General features: G+C 70.6%; 28 protein-coding genes. 11 read left to right on the plus strand and 17 right to left on the minus strand.

Features of this window, described 5'->3' with window-relative positions; all coding sequences use genetic code 11:
- Position 1 precedes the first annotated feature (1 nt).
- The 4 genes from PV646_RS16565 to PV646_RS16580 are packed head-to-tail and all read left to right on the plus strand — an operon-like array spanning position 2 to position 3,639.
- Entirely contained in the window at positions 2-955 is a 954-nt protein-coding gene (locus PV646_RS16565) for an N-acetylglucosamine kinase (RefSeq protein ID WP_500342730.1), read from the plus strand.
- A gap of 10 nt (positions 956-965) precedes the next feature.
- On the plus strand, positions 966-1,901 hold the full coding sequence (locus tag PV646_RS16570) for a DMT family transporter (protein WP_500342733.1): 936 nt from the start codon (positions 966-968) through the stop codon (positions 1,899-1,901).
- On the plus strand, positions 1,898-2,812 hold the full coding sequence (locus PV646_RS16575) for a 1-phosphofructokinase family hexose kinase (protein WP_500342737.1): 915 nt from the start codon (positions 1,898-1,900) through the stop codon (positions 2,810-2,812). The genes PV646_RS16570 and PV646_RS16575 overlap by 4 nt, the downstream gene beginning before the upstream one ends.
- The gene (locus PV646_RS16580; RefSeq protein ID WP_500342738.1) at positions 2,809-3,639 is read left to right on the plus strand and encodes a class II fructose-bisphosphate aldolase; all 831 of its coding nucleotides are present in this window, start codon (positions 2,809-2,811) and stop codon (positions 3,637-3,639) included. The genes PV646_RS16575 and PV646_RS16580 overlap by 4 nt, the downstream gene beginning before the upstream one ends.
- Before the next feature lie 33 nt (positions 3,640-3,672).
- On the opposite strand, the gene PV646_RS16585 is transcribed toward PV646_RS16580, so the two are convergent.
- Entirely contained in the window at positions 3,673-4,959 is a 1,287-nt protein-coding gene (locus PV646_RS16585) for an MFS transporter (RefSeq protein ID WP_500345019.1), read from the minus strand.
- 87 nt (positions 4,960-5,046) lie between these two features.
- Positions 5,047-5,691: a TetR/AcrR family transcriptional regulator gene (locus PV646_RS16590; RefSeq protein ID WP_500342740.1), complete on the minus strand. Its 645-nt coding sequence runs from the start codon at positions 5,689-5,691 to the stop codon at positions 5,047-5,049.
- A 108-nt stretch (positions 5,692-5,799) separates the two neighbouring features.
- On the opposite strand from PV646_RS16590, the gene PV646_RS16595 reads away from it, so the two are divergent.
- Together PV646_RS16595 and PV646_RS16600 are read left to right on the plus strand one after the other, a co-directional pair.
- A complete protein-coding gene (locus PV646_RS16595; protein ID WP_500342743.1) occupies positions 5,800-6,648 on the plus strand; it encodes a shikimate dehydrogenase in 849 nt (282 codons plus the stop codon).
- Positions 6,638-8,413, plus strand: a complete 1,776-nt coding sequence (locus tag PV646_RS16600) for a sugar phosphate isomerase/epimerase and 4-hydroxyphenylpyruvate domain-containing protein (protein ID WP_500342744.1) — start codon at positions 6,638-6,640, stop codon at positions 8,411-8,413. Before PV646_RS16595 ends, PV646_RS16600 begins: the two co-directional genes overlap by 11 nt.
- Positions 8,414-8,425: 12 nt before the next feature.
- Here the strand turns inward: PV646_RS16600 and PV646_RS16605 are convergent, their stop codons facing one another.
- From PV646_RS16605 to PV646_RS16620, 4 genes are all read right to left on the minus strand, one after another.
- The gene (locus PV646_RS16605; protein ID WP_500342746.1) at positions 8,426-8,788 is read right to left on the minus strand and encodes a hypothetical protein; all 363 of its coding nucleotides are present in this window, start codon (positions 8,786-8,788) and stop codon (positions 8,426-8,428) included.
- Between the two features lie 14 nt (positions 8,789-8,802).
- A complete protein-coding gene (locus PV646_RS16610) occupies positions 8,803-10,449 on the minus strand; it encodes an AbeC-like domain-containing protein (protein WP_500342749.1) in 1,647 nt (548 codons plus the stop codon).
- A gap of 10 nt (positions 10,450-10,459) precedes the next feature.
- On the minus strand, positions 10,460-11,002 hold the full coding sequence (locus PV646_RS16615) for a hypothetical protein (protein ID WP_500342751.1): 543 nt from the start codon (positions 11,000-11,002) through the stop codon (positions 10,460-10,462).
- Positions 11,003-11,120: 118 nt separating this feature from the next.
- Positions 11,121-11,879, minus strand: coding sequence for an alpha/beta fold hydrolase (locus PV646_RS16620; RefSeq protein WP_500342754.1), 759 nt, complete (start codon positions 11,877-11,879; stop codon positions 11,121-11,123).
- Positions 11,880-11,980: 101 nt separating this feature from the next.
- On the opposite strand from PV646_RS16620, the gene PV646_RS16625 reads away from it, so the two are divergent.
- The 4 genes from PV646_RS16625 (at position 11,981) to PV646_RS16640 (ending at position 14,161) form a co-directional block, all read left to right on the plus strand.
- Positions 11,981-12,322: a hypothetical protein gene (locus PV646_RS16625; RefSeq protein WP_500342757.1), complete on the plus strand. Its 342-nt coding sequence runs from the start codon at positions 11,981-11,983 to the stop codon at positions 12,320-12,322.
- Positions 12,323-12,490: 168 nt separating this feature from the next.
- Positions 12,491-13,147, plus strand: a complete 657-nt coding sequence (locus PV646_RS16630; RefSeq protein ID WP_500342759.1) for a hypothetical protein — start codon at positions 12,491-12,493, stop codon at positions 13,145-13,147.
- Positions 13,134-13,553 carry a phage holin family protein gene (locus PV646_RS16635; protein WP_500342763.1) on the plus strand — a complete coding sequence of 140 codons (420 nt, stop codon included), beginning with the start codon at positions 13,134-13,136 and terminating at the stop codon, positions 13,551-13,553. Before PV646_RS16630 ends, PV646_RS16635 begins: the two co-directional genes overlap by 14 nt.
- On the plus strand, positions 13,529-14,161 hold the full coding sequence (locus PV646_RS16640; RefSeq protein WP_500342765.1) for a DUF3618 domain-containing protein: 633 nt from the start codon (positions 13,529-13,531) through the stop codon (positions 14,159-14,161). The genes PV646_RS16635 and PV646_RS16640 overlap by 25 nt, the downstream gene beginning before the upstream one ends.
- 242 nt (positions 14,162-14,403) lie before the next feature.
- Here the strand turns inward: PV646_RS16640 and PV646_RS16645 are convergent, their stop codons facing one another.
- Positions 14,404-14,580, minus strand: a complete 177-nt coding sequence (locus PV646_RS16645) for a hypothetical protein (protein ID WP_500342767.1) — start codon at positions 14,578-14,580, stop codon at positions 14,404-14,406.
- Positions 14,581-14,687: 107 nt separating this feature from the next.
- Positions 14,688-15,419, minus strand: a complete 732-nt coding sequence (locus PV646_RS16650) for a GAF and ANTAR domain-containing protein (RefSeq protein WP_500342770.1) — start codon at positions 15,417-15,419, stop codon at positions 14,688-14,690.
- 270 nt (positions 15,420-15,689) lie between these two features.
- Here PV646_RS16650 and PV646_RS16655 point away from each other — a divergent pair, with 270 nt between their 5' ends.
- Complete coding sequence (locus PV646_RS16655; RefSeq protein ID WP_500342772.1) at positions 15,690-16,085, plus strand: STAS domain-containing protein; 396 nt, start codon at positions 15,690-15,692, stop codon at positions 16,083-16,085.
- Here the strand turns inward: PV646_RS16655 and PV646_RS16660 are convergent, their stop codons facing one another.
- The 9 genes from PV646_RS16660 to PV646_RS16700 form a co-directional block, all read right to left on the minus strand.
- Entirely contained in the window at positions 16,086-16,493 is a 408-nt protein-coding gene (locus PV646_RS16660; protein ID WP_500342775.1) for an ATP-binding protein, read from the minus strand.
- Between the two features lie 67 nt (positions 16,494-16,560).
- A complete protein-coding gene (locus PV646_RS16665; RefSeq protein WP_500342777.1) occupies positions 16,561-16,944 on the minus strand; it encodes an STAS domain-containing protein in 384 nt (127 codons plus the stop codon).
- Between the two features lie 113 nt (positions 16,945-17,057).
- On the minus strand, positions 17,058-17,621 hold the full coding sequence (locus PV646_RS16670) for a dihydrofolate reductase family protein (RefSeq protein WP_500342779.1): 564 nt from the start codon (positions 17,619-17,621) through the stop codon (positions 17,058-17,060).
- Positions 17,622-17,686: 65 nt separating this feature from the next.
- Positions 17,687-18,010, minus strand: coding sequence for a hypothetical protein (locus PV646_RS16675; RefSeq protein WP_500342781.1), 324 nt, complete (start codon positions 18,008-18,010; stop codon positions 17,687-17,689).
- Between the two features lie 195 nt (positions 18,011-18,205).
- Positions 18,206-18,613: an ATP-binding protein gene (locus PV646_RS16680; RefSeq protein WP_500342782.1), complete on the minus strand. Its 408-nt coding sequence runs from the start codon at positions 18,611-18,613 to the stop codon at positions 18,206-18,208.
- Between the two features lie 252 nt (positions 18,614-18,865).
- Positions 18,866-20,467, minus strand: coding sequence for a hypothetical protein (locus PV646_RS16685; RefSeq protein ID WP_500342783.1), 1,602 nt, complete (start codon positions 20,465-20,467; stop codon positions 18,866-18,868).
- Positions 20,468-20,548: 81 nt separating this feature from the next.
- Complete coding sequence (locus tag PV646_RS16690) at positions 20,549-21,430, minus strand: CU044_5270 family protein (RefSeq protein WP_500342784.1); 882 nt, start codon at positions 21,428-21,430, stop codon at positions 20,549-20,551.
- On the minus strand, positions 21,423-21,992 hold the full coding sequence (locus PV646_RS16695) for an RNA polymerase sigma factor (RefSeq protein WP_500342786.1): 570 nt from the start codon (positions 21,990-21,992) through the stop codon (positions 21,423-21,425). Before PV646_RS16695 ends, PV646_RS16690 begins: the two co-directional genes overlap by 8 nt.
- Positions 21,993-22,061: 69 nt before the next feature.
- A complete protein-coding gene (locus tag PV646_RS16700; RefSeq protein WP_500342787.1) occupies positions 22,062-22,373 on the minus strand; it encodes an NIPSNAP family protein in 312 nt (103 codons plus the stop codon).
- Between the last annotated feature and the right edge of the window lie 13 nt (positions 22,374-22,386).

Consider the following 22,386-nt stretch of genomic DNA (forward strand, 5'->3'; position numbering starts at 1 on the left):
GATGTTCCTCGGAGTCGACGGCGGAGGCACCAAGACCGCGTTCTGCCTGGTGGACCTGGACGGCCGCGTGGTCGCGGAGGCCCGCACCGCGAGCGTGTACTACCTCAACGACGGGTTCCCGATCGTCGAACCCCTGCTGCGCCGGGGAATCGACGAGGTCTGCGGCACCGCGGGCATCTCCGTCGAGGACATCACCTACGCGTTCTTCGGCCTGCCCGCCTACGGCGAGATCAGCGGCGACGTCCCGCTCCTCGACGCGTTGCCCGCGCGGATCCTCGGCGGCGACCACTACCGCTGCGGCAACGACATGATCTGCGGCTGGGCCGGTTCACTCGGCGCGATCGACGGCATCAACGTCGTCGCGGGCACCGGTTCCATCGCCTACGGCGAACACCTCGGCAGGCAATGGCGCGGGGGCGGCTGGGGCGAGCTGTTCGGGGACGAGGGGTCCGGCTACTGGGTCGCGATCAACGGCCTCAACGCGTTCAGCCGCATGGTCGACGGACGACTGCCCGTCGGGCCACTGGTCGGCGAGATGCGCACGGCTCTCGGCCTGGCCGCGGACTTCGACGCCATCGACGTCGTGATGATGCGCTGGAACGGTGACCGGGGCCGGATCGCGAGCCTGAGCAAGATCGTGGTCGCGGCGGCCGACGCCGGTGACGCGGTCGCCGCCGGGATCCTGCGCCAGGCGGGCCAGGAGCTCGCGCTGCTCGTGAACATCGGCCGCGAGGCGCTGGAGTTCCCCGCCTCCCAGCAGGTACCGGTGTCGTACTCCGGCGGCATGTTCGGCTCGGCGCACGTGCTGGCGTCCTTCCGCGAGTCGCTCGGCCGCGACTTCGACCTGCGCGAACCCCTGCTGGAACCGCACATCGGCGCCGCACTCCACGCGGCACGCCTGCACGGACACCCGTTGCGGGCAGAGCAGATCTCACCCGCGACGCTCTCCCTCTGAGGAGCCGAAAATGGCCACATCCGGCGTGTCCACCTCGTTCTTCCGCGCGAACAGCTGGGTCCCCTACGCGGGACTGCTGGTGTTGTTCTGGGGCGTGTGGGGAGCGTTCTCCGCGCTGCCCACGAAGCTCTACGCGTACCCCGACCCGATGGTGTACGTCGTGTGGTCGTTGACGATGCTCATTCCCGCGTGGGTCTCGTTGCGCGGCAAGAAGTTCGACCGCAGTCGCACGGCCGCCGGGTACGGGCTGCTGATCGGGCTCACCGGTGCGGGCGGACAGTTGTTGCTGTTCAAGGCACTGACCATCGGGCCCGCGTACGTGATCTTCCCGATCGTCGCGCTGTCACCCGCGATTACCGTGCTGATGGCGTTCGGACTGCTGCGTGAACGGCTCGGAGTCCTGTCGTGGACGGGCGTGGTCCTCGCACTCGTCGCCGTGGTGCTGTTCTCGGTGTCCACCGGGGACTCGGCCGAGAGCGGCTGGCTCTACCTGCTGCTCGCGGTCCTCGTCTGCGTGGCGTGGGGTGTGCAGGCGTTCTTCATGCGCAAGGCGGCGGTCGCCGGTGTCGACGACCCGACGACGTTCGGCTGGATGACCATCAGCGGCCTGGTGCTGATCCCGGTGGCGTTGCTGATGATGGGCGGGCTGCCGCTGGACTTCCCGTGGCAGGCCCCGGCGCTCACCGCGGGCACCCAGCTGCTCAACGCCGTCGGCGCCCTGTTCCTCGTCATGGCCATGAGCCGCGGCAAGGCCTCGATCGTCGCACCGGTGACGAACGCACTGGCCCCCGTGCTGACGATCGTGCTGTCGCTGCTGGTGTTCGGCGCCCAGCCCAGCGCCTTCCAGGTCACGGGCATCGTGCTGGCCCTCGCCGGGTCGACGTTGATGGTCTACCGCGCGGAGAAGAGCAGCGAGGCGGTTCCGGCCGCCGGGACGACGACGTGACGGGCCGGATCGTCACCGTCACGCTCAACCCCGCCATCGACGTGACCTACCGCGTGCGGGCCCTCCGTGTGGGGGAGACCGTCCGCGTGCCGGAGGTGCGGTCGCGGGCGGGCGGGAAGGGCGTGAACGTCGCGGCCGTGGTCGGCGCACTGGGCGAGGACAGTCTCGTGCTGGCGCTGACCACGACCGCGGAGCCGGACGAGTTCCGCAAAGGCCTGCAGGAACTGGGAATCGCCCATCGGCTCGTGCCCGCCCTCGCGTCGGTGCGCCGGACCATCGCGGTCGTCGCCGACGACGGCAGCACGACGATGTTGCAGGAGAACGGTTTTCCGGCTCTCGCAGAGGCTGCTGTGAAGATTCTCGCGGCGCTGCGGGAAGAACTCGAAGCAGGTGCGGGTGCCGTCGTGATCTCGGGCAGCGTGCCGGCCTCGATGGACCCGGACGTGCCCGCCCAGCTCGCACGGCTGTGCGGTGAGTACCGGGTGCCGGTCATCGCGGACGTGTCCGGTGCGGCACTGCGCGCGGCCGCGTCCAGCGGGGCGGTGCTGATGCCGAACGAGGACGAACTGGCGGAACTCGCCGCACGTCCCGAGGATCTGGTGACCGGAGGAGCGGCGGCCGTGGTCGCCACCGCCGGCCCGGACGGCGCGACCGCGGTGACCGCCCGGGGCACGTGGCACGCCCGCCCGGCCGAGGTGGTCACCGGCAACCCAACGGGCGCGGGTGACGCGGCCGCCGCCGCGCTCGCACTGCACCTGGCCCGGGCGGGCAGGGAGGTCGACTGGCCCGCCGCCCTGGCCGACGTGGTGGCGACCTCCGCGGCGGCCGTGCTGAGACCCGTGGCCGGAGAGATCGACCGCGAGGCGAGGGCCCGCTGGATTCCCCTGACGACCGTGAAGGAGTCGCGATGACCGCGGAATGGACCACGTTGCTCGGCGGTCTGCGGACCGAGCACCGTGCGGTGGGCGCGTTCAACGCGATCATGATCGAGCACGCCGAGGCGATCGTCGCCGGTGCCGAACTGAGCGGCCTCCCGGTGATCCTGCAGATCTCCCAGAACGCCGTGCGCTACCACGGAACGCTCGCGCCGTTCGCCCGCGCGTGCCTCCAGCTCGCCTCCGACGCGACCGTGCCCGTGCTCGTCCACCTCGACCACGTCGAGGACGAGGACCTGATCCACGAGGGACTCGACCTGGGCATCACCTCGGTCATGTTCGACGCCGCCAAGCTCGGCTACGCGGACAACGTGGCGAGGACTCGCGCGGTCGTGGAACGCTGCCACGCCAACGGATGTCTCGTCGAGGCAGAACTGGGTGAGGTCGGCGGCAAGGACGGTGCCCACGCGCCCGGCGTGCGCACCGACCCCGGTGAGGCGGCGGCGTTCGTCGCGGCGACCGGCGTCGACTCGCTCGCCGTCGCCGTCGGCTCGTCCCACGCCATGACGGACCGCAGCGCGGTGCTGGACGAGGACCTGATCGCCGCTCTGGCGCTCGCGGTCCCCGTGCCGCTGGTGCTGCACGGTTCGTCCGGCGTGAACGACGACGGACTGCGGGGAGCGGTCGCCGCCGGCATCGTCAAGGTCAACATCGGGACGCGGCTGAACCAGGTGCTGACGGAGGCGGTCCGCGCGGTGCTCGGGGCACGCGAGCAGCTCACCGACCCGCGCCGCTACCTGGCACCGGGCCGGGACGCGGTCCGCGACGAGGTCGCCAGGCTGCTCACCGTGCTGGCGAAGTGAGCCGTGCGCACAGGGGGTGCGCACGGCCACGCTTCAGGCCGTTGCGGGCACGTGTGATTCTTGTGCCGTGCGACCGAGTTCCGCCGTGGGGCGCTTGAACGTCTCACGGCCGGTGGCGATCGCCGCGGCGCTCACCGCACACACCACCGCGGTGAAGACGGCGACGCCGATCCAGTCGTCACGACCGGAGCCGATCGCCGCCACCACGCTGGGGGCGAGGCCCGCGATGGCGAACCCGATCTGCGTGCCGATCGCCATGCCGGACAGCCTGACCTCGGTGCTGAACATCTCGCCGTACAGCGAGGGCCAGATGCCGTTGATGGCGGAGTACGCGACTCCGAACAGCACGATGCCGAGCGCGAACACCAGCCCGTACGAGCCGATGGAGATCGACCACAGGTAGGGGAAGATCAGGATCGCGCACGCCCCGCAGCCGGCGAGGAAGACCGGTTTGCGGCCGATCCGGTCGGAAAGGCTTGCGAGCAAAGGGATCGCGGCCAGCGCGACGACGTTGGCGAGGACGCCGACCCACAGCATGGGCGTGCGTGCCAGCCCGATCGTGTTCACCGCGTAGCTCAGGGCGTAGACGGTGAAGATCGTGCTGACCGAGGCGATGGTGGCCGCGACGACGACGCGCAGGACGTCGGCCCAGTGCGTGCGGAACAACGTGGCGACGGGCAGCTTGGCCGCCTTGGTGCGCTTGAACTCCGGGGTCTCGTCGATCTTGCTGCGGATCACGAGCCCGACCACCACGACGACCGCGCTGCACCAGAACGGCACGCGCCAGCCCCACGTCAGGAGGTCCTGCTCGGGGAGCGCGGCCACGGGCAGGAAGATCGCCGTGGCGAGGATCTGCCCGGCCTGCGTGCCGCTCAGCGTGAAGCTGGTGAAGTACGCCCGGCGGTGCTCCGGCGCGTGCTCCAGCGACATCGAGTTCGCGCCGGCCTGTTCACCCGACGCCGAAAGTCCCTGCAGCAGCCGGAGGACGACGAGCAGGATCGGCGCCAGCACCCCGGCCGTGGCGTAGGTCGGCAGGCAGCCGACCGCGAAGGTCGCCACGCCCATGAGCAGCAGCGTGAACACGAGGACCTTCTTGCGGCCGAAGCGGTCCCCGACGTGGCCGAGGACGAACGCGCCGAGGGGCCTGGCGAGGTAGCCGACGCCGAACGTGGCGAGCGCGAGCAGGGTGCCCGTGGCCGGCGAGGTGGCGGGGAAGAAGACCTTGTTGAAGACCAGCGCGGCGGCTGTGCCGTAGATGAAGAAGTCGTAGTACTCGAGGGCGCTGCCGATCCAGGCTGCCAGCGCAGTCTTGCGGGCCATCGATGTGGTCACGGCGTACTCCCATGTACGACCTAGTTAGTTAATACAAGGTCGGATACACCACCCCCGTGTGTCAAGGGTCAGATTTCAGCTGGTCAGGTAGTCGACCAGCATGTCACCGAGCATGCGTCGGTGGTGCTCGCGCCGGGACGGGTCGAGCATGTCCCGGCCGAAGATGGCGGCGAACGTGTGTCGGTTCGCGAGCCGGAAGACGCAGAACGCGCTGATCACCATGTGCACGTCGAGCGGGTCGACGTCGTCGCGGAACCGGCCTTCGGCGCGGCCGCGTTCGAGGATCTGCGTCAGCCCGTCGAGCGCCGGGTTGGCGAGGCCGGCCAGCACCTCCGAGCGCGCGATGTGCTCGGCGCGGTGGATGTTCTCGATGCTGACGAGCCGGATGAAGTCGGGATGCGCCTCGTGGTGGTCGAAGGTCAGCTCCGCGAGCCGGCGGATGGCGTCCTCCGGGGCGAGGTGCTCGACGTCGAGCTCGGCCTCGAGGGCGCGGATGGCCGAGTAGGCGCGTTCCAGGACGGCGATGTAGAGCTGTTCCTTGCCGCCGAAGTAGTAGTAGATCATCCGCTTCGTCGTGCTGGTGCGCTCGGCGATCTCGTCGACGCGCGCGCCCGTGTAGCCCTTGTCGGCGAACTCCCGGGTGGCCACGTCCAGGATGTCGGCGCGGGTGCGGTCCTTGTCCCGCTGGCGCTCGGCATCGGACGACGACGGTGCGGCCACCAGGCCCCCTTCGATCTGCGGATGACCAGCCAATTCTAGGCCCTTCCCGCCGGCGGGCCGGGTGCGCTACCGTGAACTCACTAGTTCGTACATTACTGGGGAGGCCGGGTGACCCACTACCTGATCGGGCTCGTCGGCTCCGGCATCGGCCCGTCGCTGAGTCCGGCGCTGCACGAACGCGAGGCCGGTGAGCTCGGACTGGCCTACACCTACCGCCTGCTGGACCTCGACGAGCTCGGGTCACCGGTCGCCGAGGTGCTCGCCGCGGCCCGGACGGAGGGGTTCGACGGCCTGAACATCACCCATCCGGGCAAGCAGGCGGTCCTCCCGCACCTGGACGAACTGGTCCCCGAGGCCGAGGCACTGGGCGCGGTCAACACCGTGGTCTTCGAGGACGGCAGGGCGATCGGCCACAACACCGACGCCACCGGCTTCGCCCGAAGCCTCACCAGGAGCCTCCCGGACGCGCGCAGGGACGACGTCGTCCTGCTCGGCGCGGGCGGGGCGGGTGCCGCGGTGGGACACGCGCTGTTGTCGCTCGGCACCGGTCGCCTGGGCGTGCACGACGTCGACTCCGAACGCGCCGAACGGCTGGTGGCGGCGCTGGAACGCCGGTTCGGCGCCGGCCGGGCCGTCACCTGCGGTCCCGAGGCCGTGCGGACCGCCGACGGACTGGTCCACGCGACACCCACCGGCATGGCCGCGCATCCCGGGCTGCCGATCGACGAGTCGCTGCTGCGCCAAGGGCTCTGGGTCGCGGACATCGTCTACCGGCCACTGGAGACCGCGCTGCTCGCGGCCGCTCGTGCGAAGGGCTGCCGCGTGCTGCACGGCGGCGGGATGGTCGTGCTGCAGGCCGCCGAGTCGCTGCGGCTGTTCACCGGCGCCGAACCGGACGCCGACCGCATGCTCGCGCACTTCGAGGAGCTGGAGGGGGAACCCGCGCATGCGTCCTGACCCGCGTACCGCCGTCGCCACCGTGTGCCTGTCCGGCACGCTCGACGACAAGCTCGCCGCGGCCGCCGAGGCGGGCTTCGACGGCGTCGAGCTGTTCGAGAACGACCTGCTCGGGTCGCGCCGCAGCCCGGCGGAGATCCGGCGCCACTGCGCCGACCTGGGCCTGACCATCGACCTGTACCAGCCCTTCCGCGACTTCGAGGCCGTACCGCCGGACGTGCTCGCCGCCAACCTGCGCCGTGCCGGGCACAAGTTCGACGTGATGGCCGAACTGGGTGTGGACACCGTGCTGGTGTGCTCGTCCGTGTCACCGGACGCCATCGACGACGACGATCTCGCTGCGGAGCAACTGCACCTGCTCGCCACCCGTGCCGGTGAACGCGGTCTGCGCGTCGCCTACGAGGCGTTGGCGTGGGGGAGGTTCGTCAACGGCTACGAGCACGCGTGGCGGATCGTGCGCCGCGCCGCCCACCCCGCACTCGGCGTCTGCCTCGACAGCTTCCACATCCTGTCCAAAGGGGACGATCCACGGGCGATCCGCGCCATCCCCGGCGAGAAGATCTTCTTCCTGCAACTGGCCGACGCGCCGACGTTGCCGATGGACGTCCTGCAGTGGAGCCGTCACCACCGGCTGTTCCCCGGCCAGGGTGACTTCGACCTGAAGACGTTCACCCGCAACGTGCTCGACGCCGGCTACCGCGGCCCGCTCTCGCTGGAGGTGTTCAACGACGTCTTCCGCCAGTCCGACCCGTACCGGGCCGCGGTCGACGCGATGCGGTCCCTGGTCAGCCTGCGGGACTCCTTGGGGCTGCTGGACGTTCCGGCCGCACCCGTCTCCAGCGGCTACGCCTTCGCCGAGGTCGTGGGGGAGTCGGACCTCGCCGCGCTGGGGTTCGCGCGGACCGGCCTGCACCGCTCGAAACCGGTGGAGCTGTGGACCCAGGGTGACGCACGGGTCCTGGTGAACGCGGAGGGCGAGCCCGGCGCCATCGGGGCGCTCGGCCTCTCGGTACCGGACCCGGCAGCGGCGGCACAGCGCGCGAAGGCTTTGCTCGCACCACCTCTGGCGCGGACGGCCGGGCCCGGCGAGGCGCCGCTGACCGCGATCGCCACCCCAGACGGAACGCAGATCTTCCTGTGCGCGGACGACGACTGGATCGGCGACTTCCTGCCGACGGGGGAGTCCGCGCCGGGTGCGGGGATCACCGGGATCGACCACGTCGCGCTCACCCAGCCGTTCGACAACTTCGACGAGGCGACGCTCTTCTACCGCTCGGTGCTGGGCCTGGAACCCGGTGCCACTGCGGAGTTCGCGGCCCCGTTCGGGCTGGTGCGCGGCCGCGGTGTGAGCGGCGGCGGAGTGCGGCTCACCCTGGACGCCGCGCTGGTGCGGCGCGGAGGGTGGGCGCCCGCCGTCGAAGCGCCCCAGCACATCGCGTTCGCCTGCACTGACGCGGTCGCCTGCGCGAAGGCACTTCGTGAGTCGGGTGCGCGTCTGCTCGACATCCCGGACAACTACTACGACGACCTCGCGGCACGGACGGGCATGGCCGCCGCTCGCATCGACGAGTTGCGCGGGCAGTCCGTGCTGTACGACCGCGACGAGCGTGGCGAGTACCTGCACTTCTACACCGAACTCGTCGGCGCGAGGGTGTTCTTCGAGGTGGTGCAACGGATCGGTGGCTACGGCGGGTTCGGTGTGGTCAACGCGCCCGTGCGGATGGCGGCCCACCACGACGCGCGGAGAGCCGCCGGCGCCGGCTGAGTCGAGTGGGTGTCAGCCGCCGAACGCCGTGTCGACCGCCTTCGTCAGTTCGCCGACGGTCTCGACCAGCGGCGCCACCGGCTTCACCATTCCGTTGAGCCGCTCGAGGACTCGTGCGATCACACCGCGGTCGGGTTCGGGTGACTCCAGTTCGTCCTGCAGTTCGGCGGCGGTCTCGTCGACCGCGTCCGGGAGTTCCTCGCGGTGGCGTTCCAGCAACGTCATCAGCTGGGTCACCAGTTCGTTCGTCGCCGGTGCGGCGGTGAACCGCAGGCCGTGGCTGATCGCGCGGGCGTGCTGGCCGACTGCCTGGTTGCCGACGTTGCTCACCCCGCCGGACTGCTGGATGCCGTAGTTCGGGGAGTTGTCCGGCATGGGGATTCCTTCTGTCACGTCGGTTTGCCCGCGGCGGGTTCGGGGGCGGGGAAGTGGGTCGTCGCGGTGGCCTCGCTGCCGATGGCCTGGTTGCCCACGTTGCTGATGCCGCCGGTCTGGATGACGCCCTGGTTGAGGATCGTCATCTGGCGGTTGCGGAACTCGGTGGTGTCCACACCGCGTTCGTCGAGGAAGTCGAGCAGCGCGGCCAGCACGTGCCGTTCGATCAGCTTGAGGTGTTTCGCGGCGTCGGTCTTCTGGAAGTAGTTGTGGTAGTTGGTGTCGGTGGCCTCCTCGCGGACGCTGAACCGGGCGCCGTAGCTGTAGCCGAGGTCCTGCTGGGCGATCGCGCGTTCCACGGTTCGGTGTCGTGACCAGCGCCAGTGGAAGGTCAGGTCGCGCACCACCCGGAACGGGGCACGCGGCACGGCGCCGGACAGCCCGCTCGCCGCTCTGGCCAGCATGCGGCCGATCGCGCCCGCGGTGAGGACCGGGCTGATCCGGTCGACGTCGTGGTACTGCTGCCACAACGGGCCCAGCACGGTCCGGTCGCACTGCAGGTAGAGCAGCCTGCCGTCGGTGGAGAAGTGCAGGAACGTGCTCGCGACGACCTCACTGCCCCACGACGGGACCTGCGCGCAGAGGTAGTGCCTCGCCGAACCGTGGGGACGTGCGGCGAGCCGGTCGAGGTCCTCGCCGGACAGGTGCGGCAACGGTGGCCGGTCACGTTCCGGGAGGAGGGCCGGGTGCATGGTGAGGGCGTTGCCGCTGACGAACGCGCGCTCGGTGAGGAACAGGCCGGGCAGTTCGTCGGGCTCCACCCCGATGCCCGCCAAGCGGTCTCGCACGTGGGCGACCAGTTCGACGGTGTCGAGCGGCACCACGCTCTCGGTGCCGGGCTCGGAGTCCGGTCGCAGGGACGGCAGGGCGAACGACCACGTCGACACGAGCGGACCGTGGCCGAGGAACGGGTCGAAGCCGTCGTAGACCGTCACGTTGCCGCGTTCGGTCTCGTCGATCGCCGCCAGCCGGTCCGTCAGCCAGGCCTGGCTCGCCGGCAGCGCGGGCGCCGACTCCGGGCGGAACGCGGTCCAGGTGAGTTCGCTCAGCAGCGTCCGGCGAGTCTGCCACTCGCTCCAGACGACCAGCGCGTACATGCCGAGGCCCGTCAGCAGGGCGAGCCAGGGCAGGCCGACCAGCCAGTCGTCGACCGGGGGCTCCGGGCGTGGCCGGGACCGCGTTGCCGCCGGGGCGGTGCCGAGAGCGGACACGATCGACACGGTCACCAGCAGCAGGACCGCCAGCACGCCGAGCGCCGTGACGGCGTCGCGCAGTCTGCGGGACTCGGAGGCACGCCTGGCGAGGGCGCCGGCGACGGGGAGGACCAGCGCCAGCGCCAGGATCGTCCACAGTGGAGAGAGGACCAGTGCCAGCGCCGTCGCCGCGAGCAGGCTCCAGTCACGCACGCGGCGCTGGCGGATCCCGGCCAGCGCGTGCAGCAGCACCGGGCGCAGCGAGAACCCGACCGACGGCGCCACCGCGTGCAGGTCGTCGATGACCAGGGCCCTGGTCATCCGCTCGGCGAAGCCCTCGTCCGTCCTGGCCGCGACGCACAGGTACCGGGTCGTGTCGTCGGGGGAGAAGGCGGTCGGCTGGCTCATCGTTTCCCCTTCACCACAACGACTTCGGTGCTTTGGTGCGAGGCTCGCGGTGCGCCGGTCTCCTGCGCTGCACGGCCACGACGGCGCCGATCACCGACCCGAACAGCACGCCGAACACGGCCGACGAGCCGAGCTGGGTCAGGAAGAACTCCTCGGAATCGCCGACGTAGGAGGCGGTTGTGCGCGCGTCGAACAGCGCGACCGTCACCAGGCCGGAGCTCAGCCCGGCGGACACGGCGCTCAGCGTCGTGAGCCCGACGGTGGTGACGAACAGACCGATGCCGCCCGCGGTCTCGGCGACCCAGCGCCGCACCCTGGACAGCCCCGCGACGGCCAGCAGCAAGAACAGCGCCGTCCGCAAGTTCGCGAACCAGAACAGGAACGGCCCGGCCCGATCGACGTCCACGTGCCAGACCGGATACGCCACCACCAAGCTGACCAAGCGGGAGATCGAGTCCGCGCCGACCGTCGCGCCGGCGATCTCCAGGTTCAGCCAGGGGTTGCCGACCAGCAGCACGAAGCCCGCCACCACGGTGACACCGGGCGCGAACATGCGCCGTGAGTGAGGTTCCCCCTGCCCGGTCACACCAGCAAACCTAGAACTCCCGGTCGTTTCCCGGCGACGGCCGATCGGCGTAGGAGTGATGGGGTCCGGAGCAGTCGATCGAGGGTCAGCCGGCGCGTGAGGCCGCCGCGTACGCCGGCGTCCAGGCCGCGAGCCGCTCGCGCAGAACGCGGTAAACGTCGGGTGCGAGGCCCATGCCGATGTGGGTGCTGTCCACCTCGACGCATTCGGCCGACGGGTCCTGGCTCAACCGCCACGGCACGACCTCGTCCGACTTCGAGAACATCGACACCGCCGGGATCGTCAGCGGCACGGCCAGGGACCGGACGCTGTCGTCGTGGCAGATGCCGTTGAAGCACTCGTGGTTCATCAGGCCGGGCACTCCGACCGCGGCCAGCCGGGCGAGCGTCCTGGCCGCGAGCATGACGTGCGGATTCGCGGCCAACGGGTCGACCACGGGGCTGCCCAGCATGACCAGGCCGCGGACCAGGTCGGGCCTGCGCGCGGCGGCGAGCCGGGCGAGGCCACCGCCGCGGCTGTGCCCGACGAGCACGACCGGTCCGCCGGTGGCGTCCGCGTGTTCCTCGAGCCGCTGCTCGATCCGGTCGACCAACTCGGTGGTGCAGCCCAGGTTGAACCCGATGCGGGCGCCTCCGGGACGGTAGCCGCGGTGGCCGAGCCACGTGCTGACGAAGCTCAGCGACACGTCGGCCGCGCCGAAACCGGGGACGAGCAGCACTCCCAGCCCGCCGCCCTCGTCAGGATCCGCCTCGCGCCACACCGGGTCCGCGAGCAGCCGGAACCCGAGCTTCGCCGTCACCGCGTGTTCACGGGCGATGGAACGCAACGATCGCAACGCGTTCATCCGCGTGCCTCCCCCGCCTTCGTCTGGATGTCCGAAGGGTTGCCGCGAGCAAGCCCGCCAAACGTGAAGTTTTTTACGGCACGACACGGGTACGCAGGCCCATGACCAAAACTCGTTGTCATGCCGAGCGCGCCGAGGTGACGCTGCGCTCCAAGACGATGCTCCTGGAGTTCACGGGTGAGTGCGACGGGGACTCGTTGTCCGAGATCCGGTTGACCGCCGAGCTTCCCGACTCCGGCGGACCCGAGGACGGCGGCACCATCGTGCTGGAGCAGGACGGCGCCGTCGTGACGCAGCCGGACGGCGAGGTGCGGCTGACCGCGCACAGGCCGATCCGGTGGGGTGCGGGGCCGGTCGACGCGGACTTCGCGCTGCTGGAGAGCCCGGAAGCGACGGTGCTCGCGGTGCGCGGGCTCGTCGTGAAGGTGGAGTCCGCGGACTGAGTCGCGCTCACGTCGCGGAAGTCGTTGCGCGCCAGGTACTACGTGGGACGTCTTCACCCTCGTCGTGCATTCGTCGCTGCGGGAACTTTCTCGAACTGACCTCGTTTGCGGCGGAATCCGCAGGGTAGCTCGTAAGCCAGGACACGACGATGAGCTGAGGAGTCAGCCGTGACTGAGAATCAGATGGGTGGAGTGCGCACGGCGGCCCGGGACGAGGGCTCCGAGGTCGCGCAGCACGCCAAGGAAGCCGCCGGACAGGTGGGAAGCACTGTCCGTGACCAGGCATCGCACGTGACCCAGGAGACTGCGGCCCAGGCGCGCCACGTCGTCCGCGACGTGCGCGAACGCGTTGCGGCAGAAGCGGAGGAGCAGGCGCTCCGCGTCTCGAAGCAGCTCGGCCGCATCGCGGACGAGCTGGGTGAGATGGCCGGCAACGCGCCGGGTGACTCGATGTCCGCCGGTGCGATCCAGGGCGCCGCGGACACGAGCAGGCAGGCCGCGCGGTTCCTCGACGAACGGGGTGCGCAGGGCCTGCTCGACTCGGCCAAGGACTACGCCCGGCGCAAGCCCGGCACGTTCCTGCTGGGAGCCGTGGTGGCCGGGTTCCTGGTCGGCCGGGTGGCCAAGAGTGCGACCGGGGGCGGTGACGACAGCCCGCGGCAGCAGCCGCAGAACCAAGGTGGTGTGGTGCCCGTCGCGGCGGAGAACCCGGCCGCGGCAAGGGATTACGGCGCACCGCTGACGGCGGGTCCGGCACCCACGACGCCTGCGATCCCTCCGGCGCCCGCGATCCCGCCGGCGGGGGTGCCGCATGTCGGTCCCTGAGATGCCACCACCGTCGCGAGTGGACGGTGCGGGGGAGTCGCTGGGTGATCTCGTCAGCGAGCTCACCGGTGACCTGTCCAAGCTGATGCGGCAGGAGCTGGAACTCGCCAAGGCCGAGGTGCGCCAGGAGGCCGCCAAGGCGGGCAAGGCGACCGGGATGCTCGCGGCCGCGGGGTTCGCCGGCTACATGACCACCGTGCTGGTCAGCCTCGCGCTGGTGTTCGCGCTCGGTGCGGTCATACCGCTCGGGTGGGCCGCGATGATCGTCGCGGCGATCTGGGGCATCGCCGGCGGAGTCCTCTACTCCACCGGGCGCGCCAAGCTCCGCACCGTGAACCCGAAACCCGAACGCACCGTCGAAACGCTGAAGGAGGACGCGGAATGGGCGAAACACCCGACCAGATAAGGCGTGACATCGAGGTGACGCGCGCGGAGCTGCGGGCCGACGCCAACCGGCTCGTCGACCACGCCAGTCCCAAGAGCATCGCCCAGCGGCGCGTCCGCGGTGTGCGGCAAGGACTTGTGTCGATGAAGGAGCGAGTGATGGGCACTGCCTCGGACGCCGCGTCGACGGTGCGGGAGCAGGGACACGACACCGGGCACGCCGTCGCCGAACGGGCGGACCAGGCCGTGCAGGCGGTGCAGGACGCACCGCGCCAGGTAGCCCGGCAGACGCAGGGAAGTCCGCTCGCCGCAGGGCTCATCGCGTTCGGCAGCGGTCTGCTGCTCGCGGCGGTGCTGCCCCGCACCGACGCCGAGAAGCAGGCGGTGCACCAACTCTCCGACAGCTTCAGCGACGTGGTGGAACCCGCGAAGGAAGCCCTGACGGAGTCGGCGCGGCACCTCCAGGAGGACGTGAAGTCCTCCGTGACCGAGGCGGCGGGCGAGGTGAAGCAGGTCGCCGCGGACGCCGCGCAGACCAGCGCGGGAGAGGCGAAGGACGCGGCGCGGGACGTCGGCGGACATGCCCGTGAGTCCGGGCAGCGGGTGTCCGGCGAGGCGACGGGCGCCTGAGACGACGTCGGGGGGCGAGCTGAGGCTCGCCTCCCGACGTTGGAGAACCGATTGCTGTGCGAGGTCCAGTCAGCCCGGTTGTGGGACTCGTTCGTGACGCGGGGTCCGTCTTCGGTCAGCGGCCCGGTGTCGGACTTGGTCGTGAAGCGGGGTCCGGTCTTTCCGCCGGCGGCCCGGTGTCGGACTTGGTCGTGACGCGGGGTCCGGTCTTTCCGCCAGCGGCCCGGTGTCGGACTCGGTCGTCACGCGGGATCCATTCCGCCGTCACCACCCCGGCCTTCGGGCTCGGCCTCGTCGCGGCCCCGGTGCGGTCCACCGGGGTTCTCGTCGGCCACGGTGGGGCGCGTGTGCTCACCACCGATGTCGGCGTCCTCCAGCTCGCTCTCGGCGGTCACGCGGTCGGGTTCCGGCTTGGTCATCGCCACTCCTCCTGCCAGTCGTGGTGGGTCTCGAGCGCGGCGGCCGGCAGTCGCAACACGCGCGACCTGCCCGGCGCCCGTGTCCTTGGCGGGCAACGGATTCCGTGTCAGCGGCCTGGGTTCGGCAGCTTGCCGGTCCTCGTGAGCTGCTCGGCGATGTCGCGCAGCTTGACGTTGGTGTGCTGGCTCGTGCGGGTGAGCACGGCGAACGCCTGGTCGGCGCTCAGCTTGTGGCGCTCCATCAGGATTCCCTTGGCCTGACCGATCAGGTCGCGGGTGTGCACCGCCGCCGCGAGCTGATCGCGTTCCTGGGCGGCGGCCAGCGCGATCGCCGCGTGGCCCGCGAACAGGCTGCCGACGTGTTGCGACTCCTCGTCGAACCCCGCGGTCTCGTGCGAGTACAGGTTGAGGGCGCCCAGGTCCTCGTTCTGCACGTACAGCTGGAACGACAACATGCTGCCGACGTCCAGTTCCGCCACGCGCCGCCCGAACTCGGGCCACCGGTCGTCGTGGACGACGTCGGGCACGGAGACGATCACCTGGTCGAACAGGGCGGTCAGGCAGGGGCCCTCGCTGGAGTCGTACTGCGCCTGGTCCACGTCGCACGGCAGGGCTCCGGTCGTGGCCACGGTGAGGATCTCCTTCTTGTCCCGCACCGTCATGATGCCGGCGTGCCCGGCCCCCGGGATGGTGCCGACCGCCGCGTGCACGATCGCGTCCAGCGTCTGCTGCTCACCTCGCTGCCGCTGGAGGGCGCGCGCGATGTCGGTCAGCTGAGTGGCCAGGTCGCCGCCGGCGGACGTGCCGGGGGTGGACTCGCCTGCGGTGTTGTCGACCATGGGAAGTGGGGTACCCCGAATCGAGCGCCGGCAGACCTAGGCAAAGACAAGTCGACCCCCGGCGGACGTGAGCGCGCTTCGGGTTTTGTGACGCTGGGGTGAACTCCTGCCTGGTGACGTGGCTGCGGTTGTACCTCACGGCAAATGGGCATAGCGTGGGTGGGGATTTCGGAAACTTCGATCATTCAGGCGAGGTAAAATCACGGGTTTTCCGGGTGGGGCAGCGGCTCGCGTCGGCGCTTTTCGCGGTGGGCCGACGGGAGCGTCACGATGAATCACCATTTCGACGAGCCACCGGAAGTGCTCAACACCAGAATCGTCACCCTCGGCGGTGTCGTGGTGGTCGAACTGACCGGCGAGATCGACATGCTGAGCGCGGAACAGCCGCTCACCAGGACGCTCGAGGTCCTCGACCAGGCTCCGGCCGGGCTCGCGGTGGACCTGCGCGCGGTGAGCCTCTTCGGTTCCTCCGGCATCAACCTGCTGCTGACCGTGCAGGAACGGGCCGAGATCGACGGCATTCCCGTCGGAGTCGTCGCGAACCAGTCCGCCGTGCTGCGGCCGCTGGCGATGACCATGGTCGACCGGCAGCTCGCGATGTTCACGAACCGGTCCGACGCCCTCCTCGCACTTCACGCGCTGCCCGCCAGGAGGCGCAGGCCGTAGTCAGGGCGTGCCGGGGCAGGGAACCAGCGCCCAGACGGACTTCCCGAGGGCCCGCCGCACGACGCCCCACCGCTGCGCGAGCCCGTCGACGAGGATCAGGCCGCGGCCCCGCACCGAATCGGCCGACCAGGCCTTGAGCACCGGCCGCTTCGACGACGAGTCGTCGACCTCGATCCCGACGACGCGCGGCTTCGACCACTCGTGCAGGTGGAGCTGTGCGGGAAAACGACCGTGGTCGTAGACGTTCGTCACCAGTTCGGTGATCACCAGCAACACGTCGCCGGCATCGTCGTCGTGCAGTGCGGACAGGGTCGAAATCACCCATCGGCGAATTTCGGCGATGTCGGGAACAGCGCCGTCGAGTTCCAGGACACGGGAGATGTCCGGAGGCTTTTCGCCGTTCGTCAAAATGGTGCACCCTTCGTCGTGGTGAACGTACCCCACGACATCGGGGCGAAACTTCCGGCGAATTCGATCAGCCGGCCGTTCTGCCGCCCTGGTTCGCACGCAGAGCGCGTTCGACGTCCGGAAGCACCTCCAACACCTGGTCGAGCCCGGACGCCGTGATGGGGCGCAGCACGGCCCTGTGCGAGGCCACGACCCGCAACGGGATCCGGGCGGCATGGGCTCGGCGCTGGTGCGCCAGCAGCTCGTTGAGGCCGCTGGATCCGAGGAAGGTGACCCCGGAGAGGTCGACGACCACGGGGAACGGCGGTGTGGCGATCGCCAGGGCGACGCGCAGTTCGCGCCGGAGCGCGGCCACGGTGTCCTGGTCGATCTCGCCGACAGCTCGCACGACCACGGAGAGCGCATGGACCTCGCGGTGCACCTGCAGAGCGAGGCGGAAGGTTTCAAGCACAGCGGAGACTCCTCGTCTCTCGCCATCCGGCATGGGATGTGAGGACGCAGCTGCACGCTGAACTGCTCACCTCGACTGTAGCTGACGAAACGACGACCGTGACCGTTCCGTGCTCAACGCCTCTCGTACCTGGCCAGGACCGCCCCGCCGGGGAACGCCCTCGTCTCCACCAGGGTCAGCTCCACCGCGCTGTCGAGCGCGGTGAAGAACGGCTTGCCGCCGCCCACCAGAACGGGGTGGGTGACGACCTCGTACTCGTCGACCAGCCCGGCCCGCATCGCCGCGCCGGCCAATGCCGCACCACCGACCCTCATCGGTCCGCCGTCCTCGGCCTTGAGCCGGGTGATCTCGGCGATCGCGTCCCCGGTCACCACGCGGGTGTTCCAGCGGGTCTCGTCGATCGCCGTGGAGGAGAACACCACCTTCGGCGTGTCACGCCAGTTCCGCGCGAACGCGACGTGTGCCGCGGTGGCACCCGGCTGCTGGTCACCCGTCGGCCAGTGGGAGCTCATCGTCTCCCACAGCCCGCGCCCGTACAGGAACACCTCGATCGCCTGCTCCTGTTCGAGCCACCACTGGAACAGCTCGTCACTCGACGCGCCCCAGTTGATGTCGCCGTCCGGCGCGGCGATGTAGCCGTCGAGGCTCAGGTTCATCCCGTAGACGAGTTTCCGCATGGCGCATTCCTTCCGTTGGTGAGGTGTGGACCGCCGAGACGCCGAGAACTCATCGGTGACACGGCTCAGTCGTTCTGCCGCTCCACGACCAGGACCGCCCCACCGGGTTCGCCGCCGTTGCCGCGCAACGAACTGCACACCACGCGGATGACGACCTCACGCCCGCGCCGGTTCAGCGCGGTCATCTTGACCTCGTCGGGGTGGCCGACATCCGCTCGGCGATGAGGTCGAAGAACTGCCGGTAACCGTCGTCGAGCGGGGGAGTTGACGCCGAGCACGAGCAGGGCCGCGGGCACGCCGTCGCGGACCGGGGTGACGGGCAGGACGACCGCCGAGTGCGGTGGCTGCGCCCGCCTTCCGGACACGAGGCCGGGGAAACGGGTGGCCACGTCCTCGACCAGAGCAGTACCTGCCAGGCCTCGGCGCCGCCCGGCGACGCACCGATGAGCAGTGCCTGGTAGCGGGCGGCGTCGGGGTCCACGCCGTCGAGTGTTTCAGGTCGTGCGCTCGCGGACATCTGAACGGGATCGGGGGACCGGGACGTGCCGGATGCCGTGGTCGACGGGGTGAGGATCTAGGCGGCGTCAGGGCGTCTCGGTGCAGTGCAGAACGGCCCACACGGTCTTGCCGTCCACGAGCTCGGTGACGCCCCACCGCTTGCTCAGCTGGTCGACGAGCATCAGACCGCGCCCGCGCGCCGCGTCGGCCGAGAACCGCCGCAGCTGGGGCAGGGCCGGGGAGGCGTCCTGGACCGCGATCCGCACCAGCCGGGGCCGAGGCGACCAGCGCAGCTCCACCTGGGCCGGGAACGCCGCGTGGTCGTGGACGTTCGAGACCAGCTCGGTGATGACCAGGAGCACGTCACCGAGATCGTCTTCGTCCACGCCGGGCAGAGCGGAACGCGCCCAGTGCCGCACCGCGGCGATGTCGGCCACGTCGCGGTCCAGGCCCAGCACGCGCGTTCGATCGGGAGGGTCGTCGCCGATGGCCAAGCGAATTTCCTCCTGTCGGTTTGGGGCGAAGTACCCCGTACGCGCCGGTCGAAACGCGTTTCGCGTCGGAGGTTCACCGGTGATCGTGCCGGGCACTCGGCCCAGAACGACCTGGGCCGGCGCGGCACCGGCCGCCGGGTCACCCGTTTCGAGGTGCCGCTGGGCGCGCTGGTGATGGCGACGATGGTCGGCGACCAGCAGGCGACCGACGACATCGCGGTGATGGCGATGCGCCACCGCCCGTGACGCTCGTCAGCGGGCGTCCTCCAGTTCGCGCAGCAGCGGCAGTGGAACCTTGGAGTACTCCGGGAAGCGGTGGTACGGCTTGACCATCGGGTGGAAGCGCGCCGGCAGCCCGCCCGACCGGGCCAGTGCCGCCAGGGCCGTGCCGATGCGCTGAGCGGGCACCGCGAACGCCAGGTCGTATCCGTCCACTTCGGACACCGCAGGCAGCCACCTGTCGAGGAACGCCTCCACTGGGCGGCGGTACGGGGCGAGCGCGTCGGCGAAGGCCGAGCACAGGGTGAGCGTCGCGGCGTCCTCGCCGCCGAGGTGCCGCACGGTCAAGGTGATCGACTCCTCCGTGCCGTTCGGTCGCCGGGCGGCGAACACCTCACCGAGCGCGGCCCAGGCGTCCACCTCGGCCAGCGCGGCGAGCGCGGATTCCCGGTCGTCCTGGGCGAGCAGAGCGTCTTCCAGCACGAACCACAGCAGGCCCCGGGACGTGCGCCGGCTCAGTTCGCCGGTCGAGGTGCCGAGCAACCGCTCCGCCGCCGCCACCGTTCCCGGGACGTCGACCCACAGGTAGTCGACGTCCGCGCCGGTGATCGTCTCGGGGGAGGCGCGCAGGGCGGCGTCGAGGGTCGTGCGCTGGGCCTCCGTCAGTTCCTCCGGTGCCAACGGCCGGTAGGTCTCGCCGCTGGAGCGGAACTGCCGCGCCATCCGTTCGAGCAGGCGGGTGTGCAGGGGCGGCTGCTTCTCGGACGCGGTGAGCAGTCCGTCGTCGTCCGTGCCGAAGGTCCACGCCGAGGCGGCCAGTTCGGCGAGGTCGCCCGTCCACACGTCGTGCACCGGGTACTCGCCCTGCGCGAGGTGGTGGAGCAACGCCAGCGAGTGGTCGTCGGCGAATCCGGAGTAGACCAGGCACGCGGCGGCCGCGCCCCGCACGTGCAGCGACGGGCTGTTCGCCATCAGATCCCGCGCCGCGGCACCGTGTTCCACTCTCGCGCCGGCCCGTTTCGCACCGCCGGGAGTGACGCCGTTGTCGCGCGCGGCGAGGAAACCGTGGGCCAGGCACAGTCCGGCGGTCGCGTCCGGGGTGAGGGCGGGCAGCGCCTTCGGTTCCCGGCCCAGCAACACCAGCAACCGCAACGCCTCGTCGTCGCCGGTGCGGGTCCACATCGCCTCGACGTCGGCGGCGAACTCCGCGACCGCTCCCGCGTACTCGCTCGTGGCCTTGCGGACGTCGTCGGGCCGCGCCACGAAGTGCGTCTCGCCGACCGCGATCCGGGCCAGGAACAGCAACGCCAGCGTGTTGTCCCGCCGCACCAGTTCGGCCAGGAACGGGATCGCGGCCTCGGACGCCGAGTAGACCGAACCCTGGTGCGTGGTGGCCGAATAGAGGCCGTACACACCGAAGTTCCTGTCACCGTCGTCGTCGCTCGTGAGCGCCTCGATGAACCACGGTGTCTCGTCGGCGGTGCCGTACGCGTCTTCGAGGGCCGCCCAGTCCACGTCGTGCACTCCGGCGGGCGGTGCGGTGGTGCCGCGCAACGGCGGCCGCTCCGCGTCGTCCCCGTCCTGGTGCTCGAACTCCGGCGGCGCGAAGTCCGGCAGGTCGTCAGCGTCGAACACGGTCCGTCCCGCCAGGTCGAGGAAAGTGGCAGGGTAACAAAGCAGGGGCCCGGTTCCAGGCGGAACCGGGCCCCTGCCGGGTCAGAGCTGGTCCCCGACCTGGTCGACGAACCCGGCCGCGTCCTGCGGGTTGTTCTTCGTGCCGAGGTACTCGTAGGTGTCCTTGTCGAACACCATGACCACCGGCTCGGCCCACGGCGCGGAACCCTCCGGCACCGGCCAGCTGATCCCGATGCCGGGACGGCCGGACGAGACGTCCTTCACCACCGTCAGCCCCGGCACCTGGATCGCCGCCTCGAACAACGCGGCCCGCTGCGGTCCGGGCAGGTACGAGTGGTTGACCATGCTCAGCACGTCCTTGCCGTACGAGTTGACCGGCCGGTCCTTGTCCTCGCCCTTGAGCAGCCGCAGCATGTCTTCGGCCGTGGTGGGCAGGTCGTCCCGGTACGAGCGGAGCGGCACGCACTTCTCGGTGGCGCCGGTCGGCTTGTCGTACTTGTCGAACACCCTCCTGGTGCCGTTGACGCAGCCGGCGGTGGTGCTCGGGTCGCCGCCCGCCTCGCTGATGATCCGGCCGTCACGGGTGCCGTCGACGGAGAACCAGCCTTCCCACCCACCGTTGCGCACGTAGTAGAACTGGTCCGGCCTGGGCACCTCGTCGGGCTTCGAACGGGCTGCCGCAGCAGCGTGCGCCAGCAGTTGCACGGCGGTGTCCACCTGCGGAGCCGTGGACCCGGTGGGTGCGGCGTCGTGCTTCGGCGCGTCCGGTGAGCCGGACGGCAGGACCATCACCACGGCGGTGATCGTCGCTGCCGCGGCGAGCGTGGCGACGGCGATCACGCCGGTGCGGTTGCGCCTCGGCGGTTTCATGCCCGCGACGAGCTGGGCACGTGCGGCGGCCAGGTGGTCCGCGGACTTGAGCGGAGTGTCGTCCAGTTCCCGGACGAGCTGGAGGTCATCCATTGTTGAGCAGCTCCTCGACCTCGGTGTGGTTGCCGGTTCCCAACGCCTCCCGGACCTTGCGGCGGGCGCGGTTCAGCCGGGAACGCACGGTTCCCACCGGGATCGCCAGTGCGTCGGCGACCTCGAGATAGCTGAGCTGCTCCCACGCGACCAGCAGCAGCACGTCGCGGTCCTCGGCGGACAACACCGCCAGCGAGCCGCGCAGCACCGACCGCATGGCCTGGGCGGTGACGTCGGCCGCCACCCGGTCGGCGTGATCACCGACGTGGGGCACGACCGCGGGCACCTGGTGCCGGCGCACCTCCTCCCGCCGGTGCTGACCGACGAGGTTGGTGGCGATGCCGTACAGCCACGGCCGGGCGTCCGGCCGGGACCGGTCGTAGCGCTCCCGTTTCGAGAACGCCACGAGGAACGCCTCGGCGAGGAGGTCGTCCGCGGCCTGCTGGCCGAGGCGCCGGGCGAGGTAGCGCTGGATGTGCGGCGCGTGCCGGTCGAAGATCAGGGCGAACTTCTCCGGCACGTGCAACGACGCCTCGATGAGCTCCGCGTCGGTTGCTGTCATGGTGGCCTTTCGAGCGAAGGGTCTTCGCCCTGTTCTCCGCAGAACGCCCCGATCGGGTTCACGGCCGTGTCAGCGAAGGCCGGATCGAGGCGTGGGTGCCAGCCGGATCGTGGACTCGGATCCGTCCACCATGGCCGCCACGGTGTCGGCGACGGTCCCGCACCGGGGATGGCCGTGCACGGCCTCCAGGACCCGTTCGCGGTCGGCGTCGTCCTCGAAACGCCGGATCCAGACGAAGTCGTCGCGGCCGGGCACGGTGAACGAACCGACCACGGTCATGCCCCCTTCCCGGTGCAATGGGATCACGGTCTCGTCCATGTAGAGCGCCAGTTCGGGGCCGAGGCCGGTGCGTGCGTGTTCGGTGCGGATCTCGTAGAACATCGAGTTTCCTCCT

Source organism: Streptomyces sp. ID05-26A (genome assembly GCF_033794685.1).
Classification (GTDB): domain Bacteria; phylum Actinomycetota; class Actinomycetes; order Mycobacteriales; family Pseudonocardiaceae; genus Lentzea.

Bases quoted from the DNA above. Each gene is read 5' to 3' on its own strand.
- PV646_RS16565 (WP_500342730.1), top strand. From the start codon at position 2: ATGTTCCTCGGAGTCGACGGCGGAGGCACCAAGACCGCGTTCTGCCTG.
- PV646_RS16570 (WP_500342733.1), top strand. From the start codon at position 966: ATGGCCACATCCGGCGTGTCCACCTCGTTCTTCCGCGCGAACAGCTGG.
- PV646_RS16580 (WP_500342738.1), top strand. From the start codon at position 2,809: ATGACCGCGGAATGGACCACGTTGCTCGGCGGTCTGCGGACCGAGCAC.
- PV646_RS16585 (WP_500345019.1), bottom strand. From the start codon at position 4,959: ATGGCCCGCAAGACTGCGCTGGCAGCCTGGATCGGCAGCGCCCTCGAG.
- PV646_RS16600 (WP_500342744.1), top strand. From the start codon at position 6,638: ATGCGTCCTGACCCGCGTACCGCCGTCGCCACCGTGTGCCTGTCCGGC.
- PV646_RS16605 (WP_500342746.1), bottom strand. From the start codon at position 8,788: ATGCCGGACAACTCCCCGAACTACGGCATCCAGCAGTCCGGCGGGGTG.
- PV646_RS16610 (WP_500342749.1), bottom strand. From the start codon at position 10,449: ATGAGCCAGCCGACCGCCTTCTCCCCCGACGACACGACCCGGTACCTG.
- PV646_RS16615 (WP_500342751.1), bottom strand. From the start codon at position 11,002: ATGTTCGCGCCCGGTGTCACCGTGGTGGCGGGCTTCGTGCTGCTGGTC.
- PV646_RS16620 (WP_500342754.1), bottom strand. From the start codon at position 11,879: ATGAACGCGTTGCGATCGTTGCGTTCCATCGCCCGTGAACACGCGGTG.
- PV646_RS16625 (WP_500342757.1), top strand. From the start codon at position 11,981: ATGACCAAAACTCGTTGTCATGCCGAGCGCGCCGAGGTGACGCTGCGC.
- PV646_RS16635 (WP_500342763.1), top strand. From the start codon at position 13,134: ATGTCGGTCCCTGAGATGCCACCACCGTCGCGAGTGGACGGTGCGGGG.
- PV646_RS16640 (WP_500342765.1), top strand. From the start codon at position 13,529: ATGGGCGAAACACCCGACCAGATAAGGCGTGACATCGAGGTGACGCGC.
- PV646_RS16645 (WP_500342767.1), bottom strand. From the start codon at position 14,580: ATGACCAAGCCGGAACCCGACCGCGTGACCGCCGAGAGCGAGCTGGAG.
- PV646_RS16650 (WP_500342770.1), bottom strand. From the start codon at position 15,419: ATGGTCGACAACACCGCAGGCGAGTCCACCCCCGGCACGTCCGCCGGC.
- PV646_RS16655 (WP_500342772.1), top strand. From the start codon at position 15,690: ATGAATCACCATTTCGACGAGCCACCGGAAGTGCTCAACACCAGAATC.
- PV646_RS16670 (WP_500342779.1), bottom strand. From the start codon at position 17,621: ATGCGGAAACTCGTCTACGGGATGAACCTGAGCCTCGACGGCTACATC.
- PV646_RS16690 (WP_500342784.1), bottom strand. From the start codon at position 21,430: ATGGATGACCTCCAGCTCGTCCGGGAACTGGACGACACTCCGCTCAAG.
- PV646_RS16695 (WP_500342786.1), bottom strand. From the start codon at position 21,992: ATGACAGCAACCGACGCGGAGCTCATCGAGGCGTCGTTGCACGTGCCG.
- PV646_RS16700 (WP_500342787.1), bottom strand. From the start codon at position 22,373: ATGTTCTACGAGATCCGCACCGAACACGCACGCACCGGCCTCGGCCCC.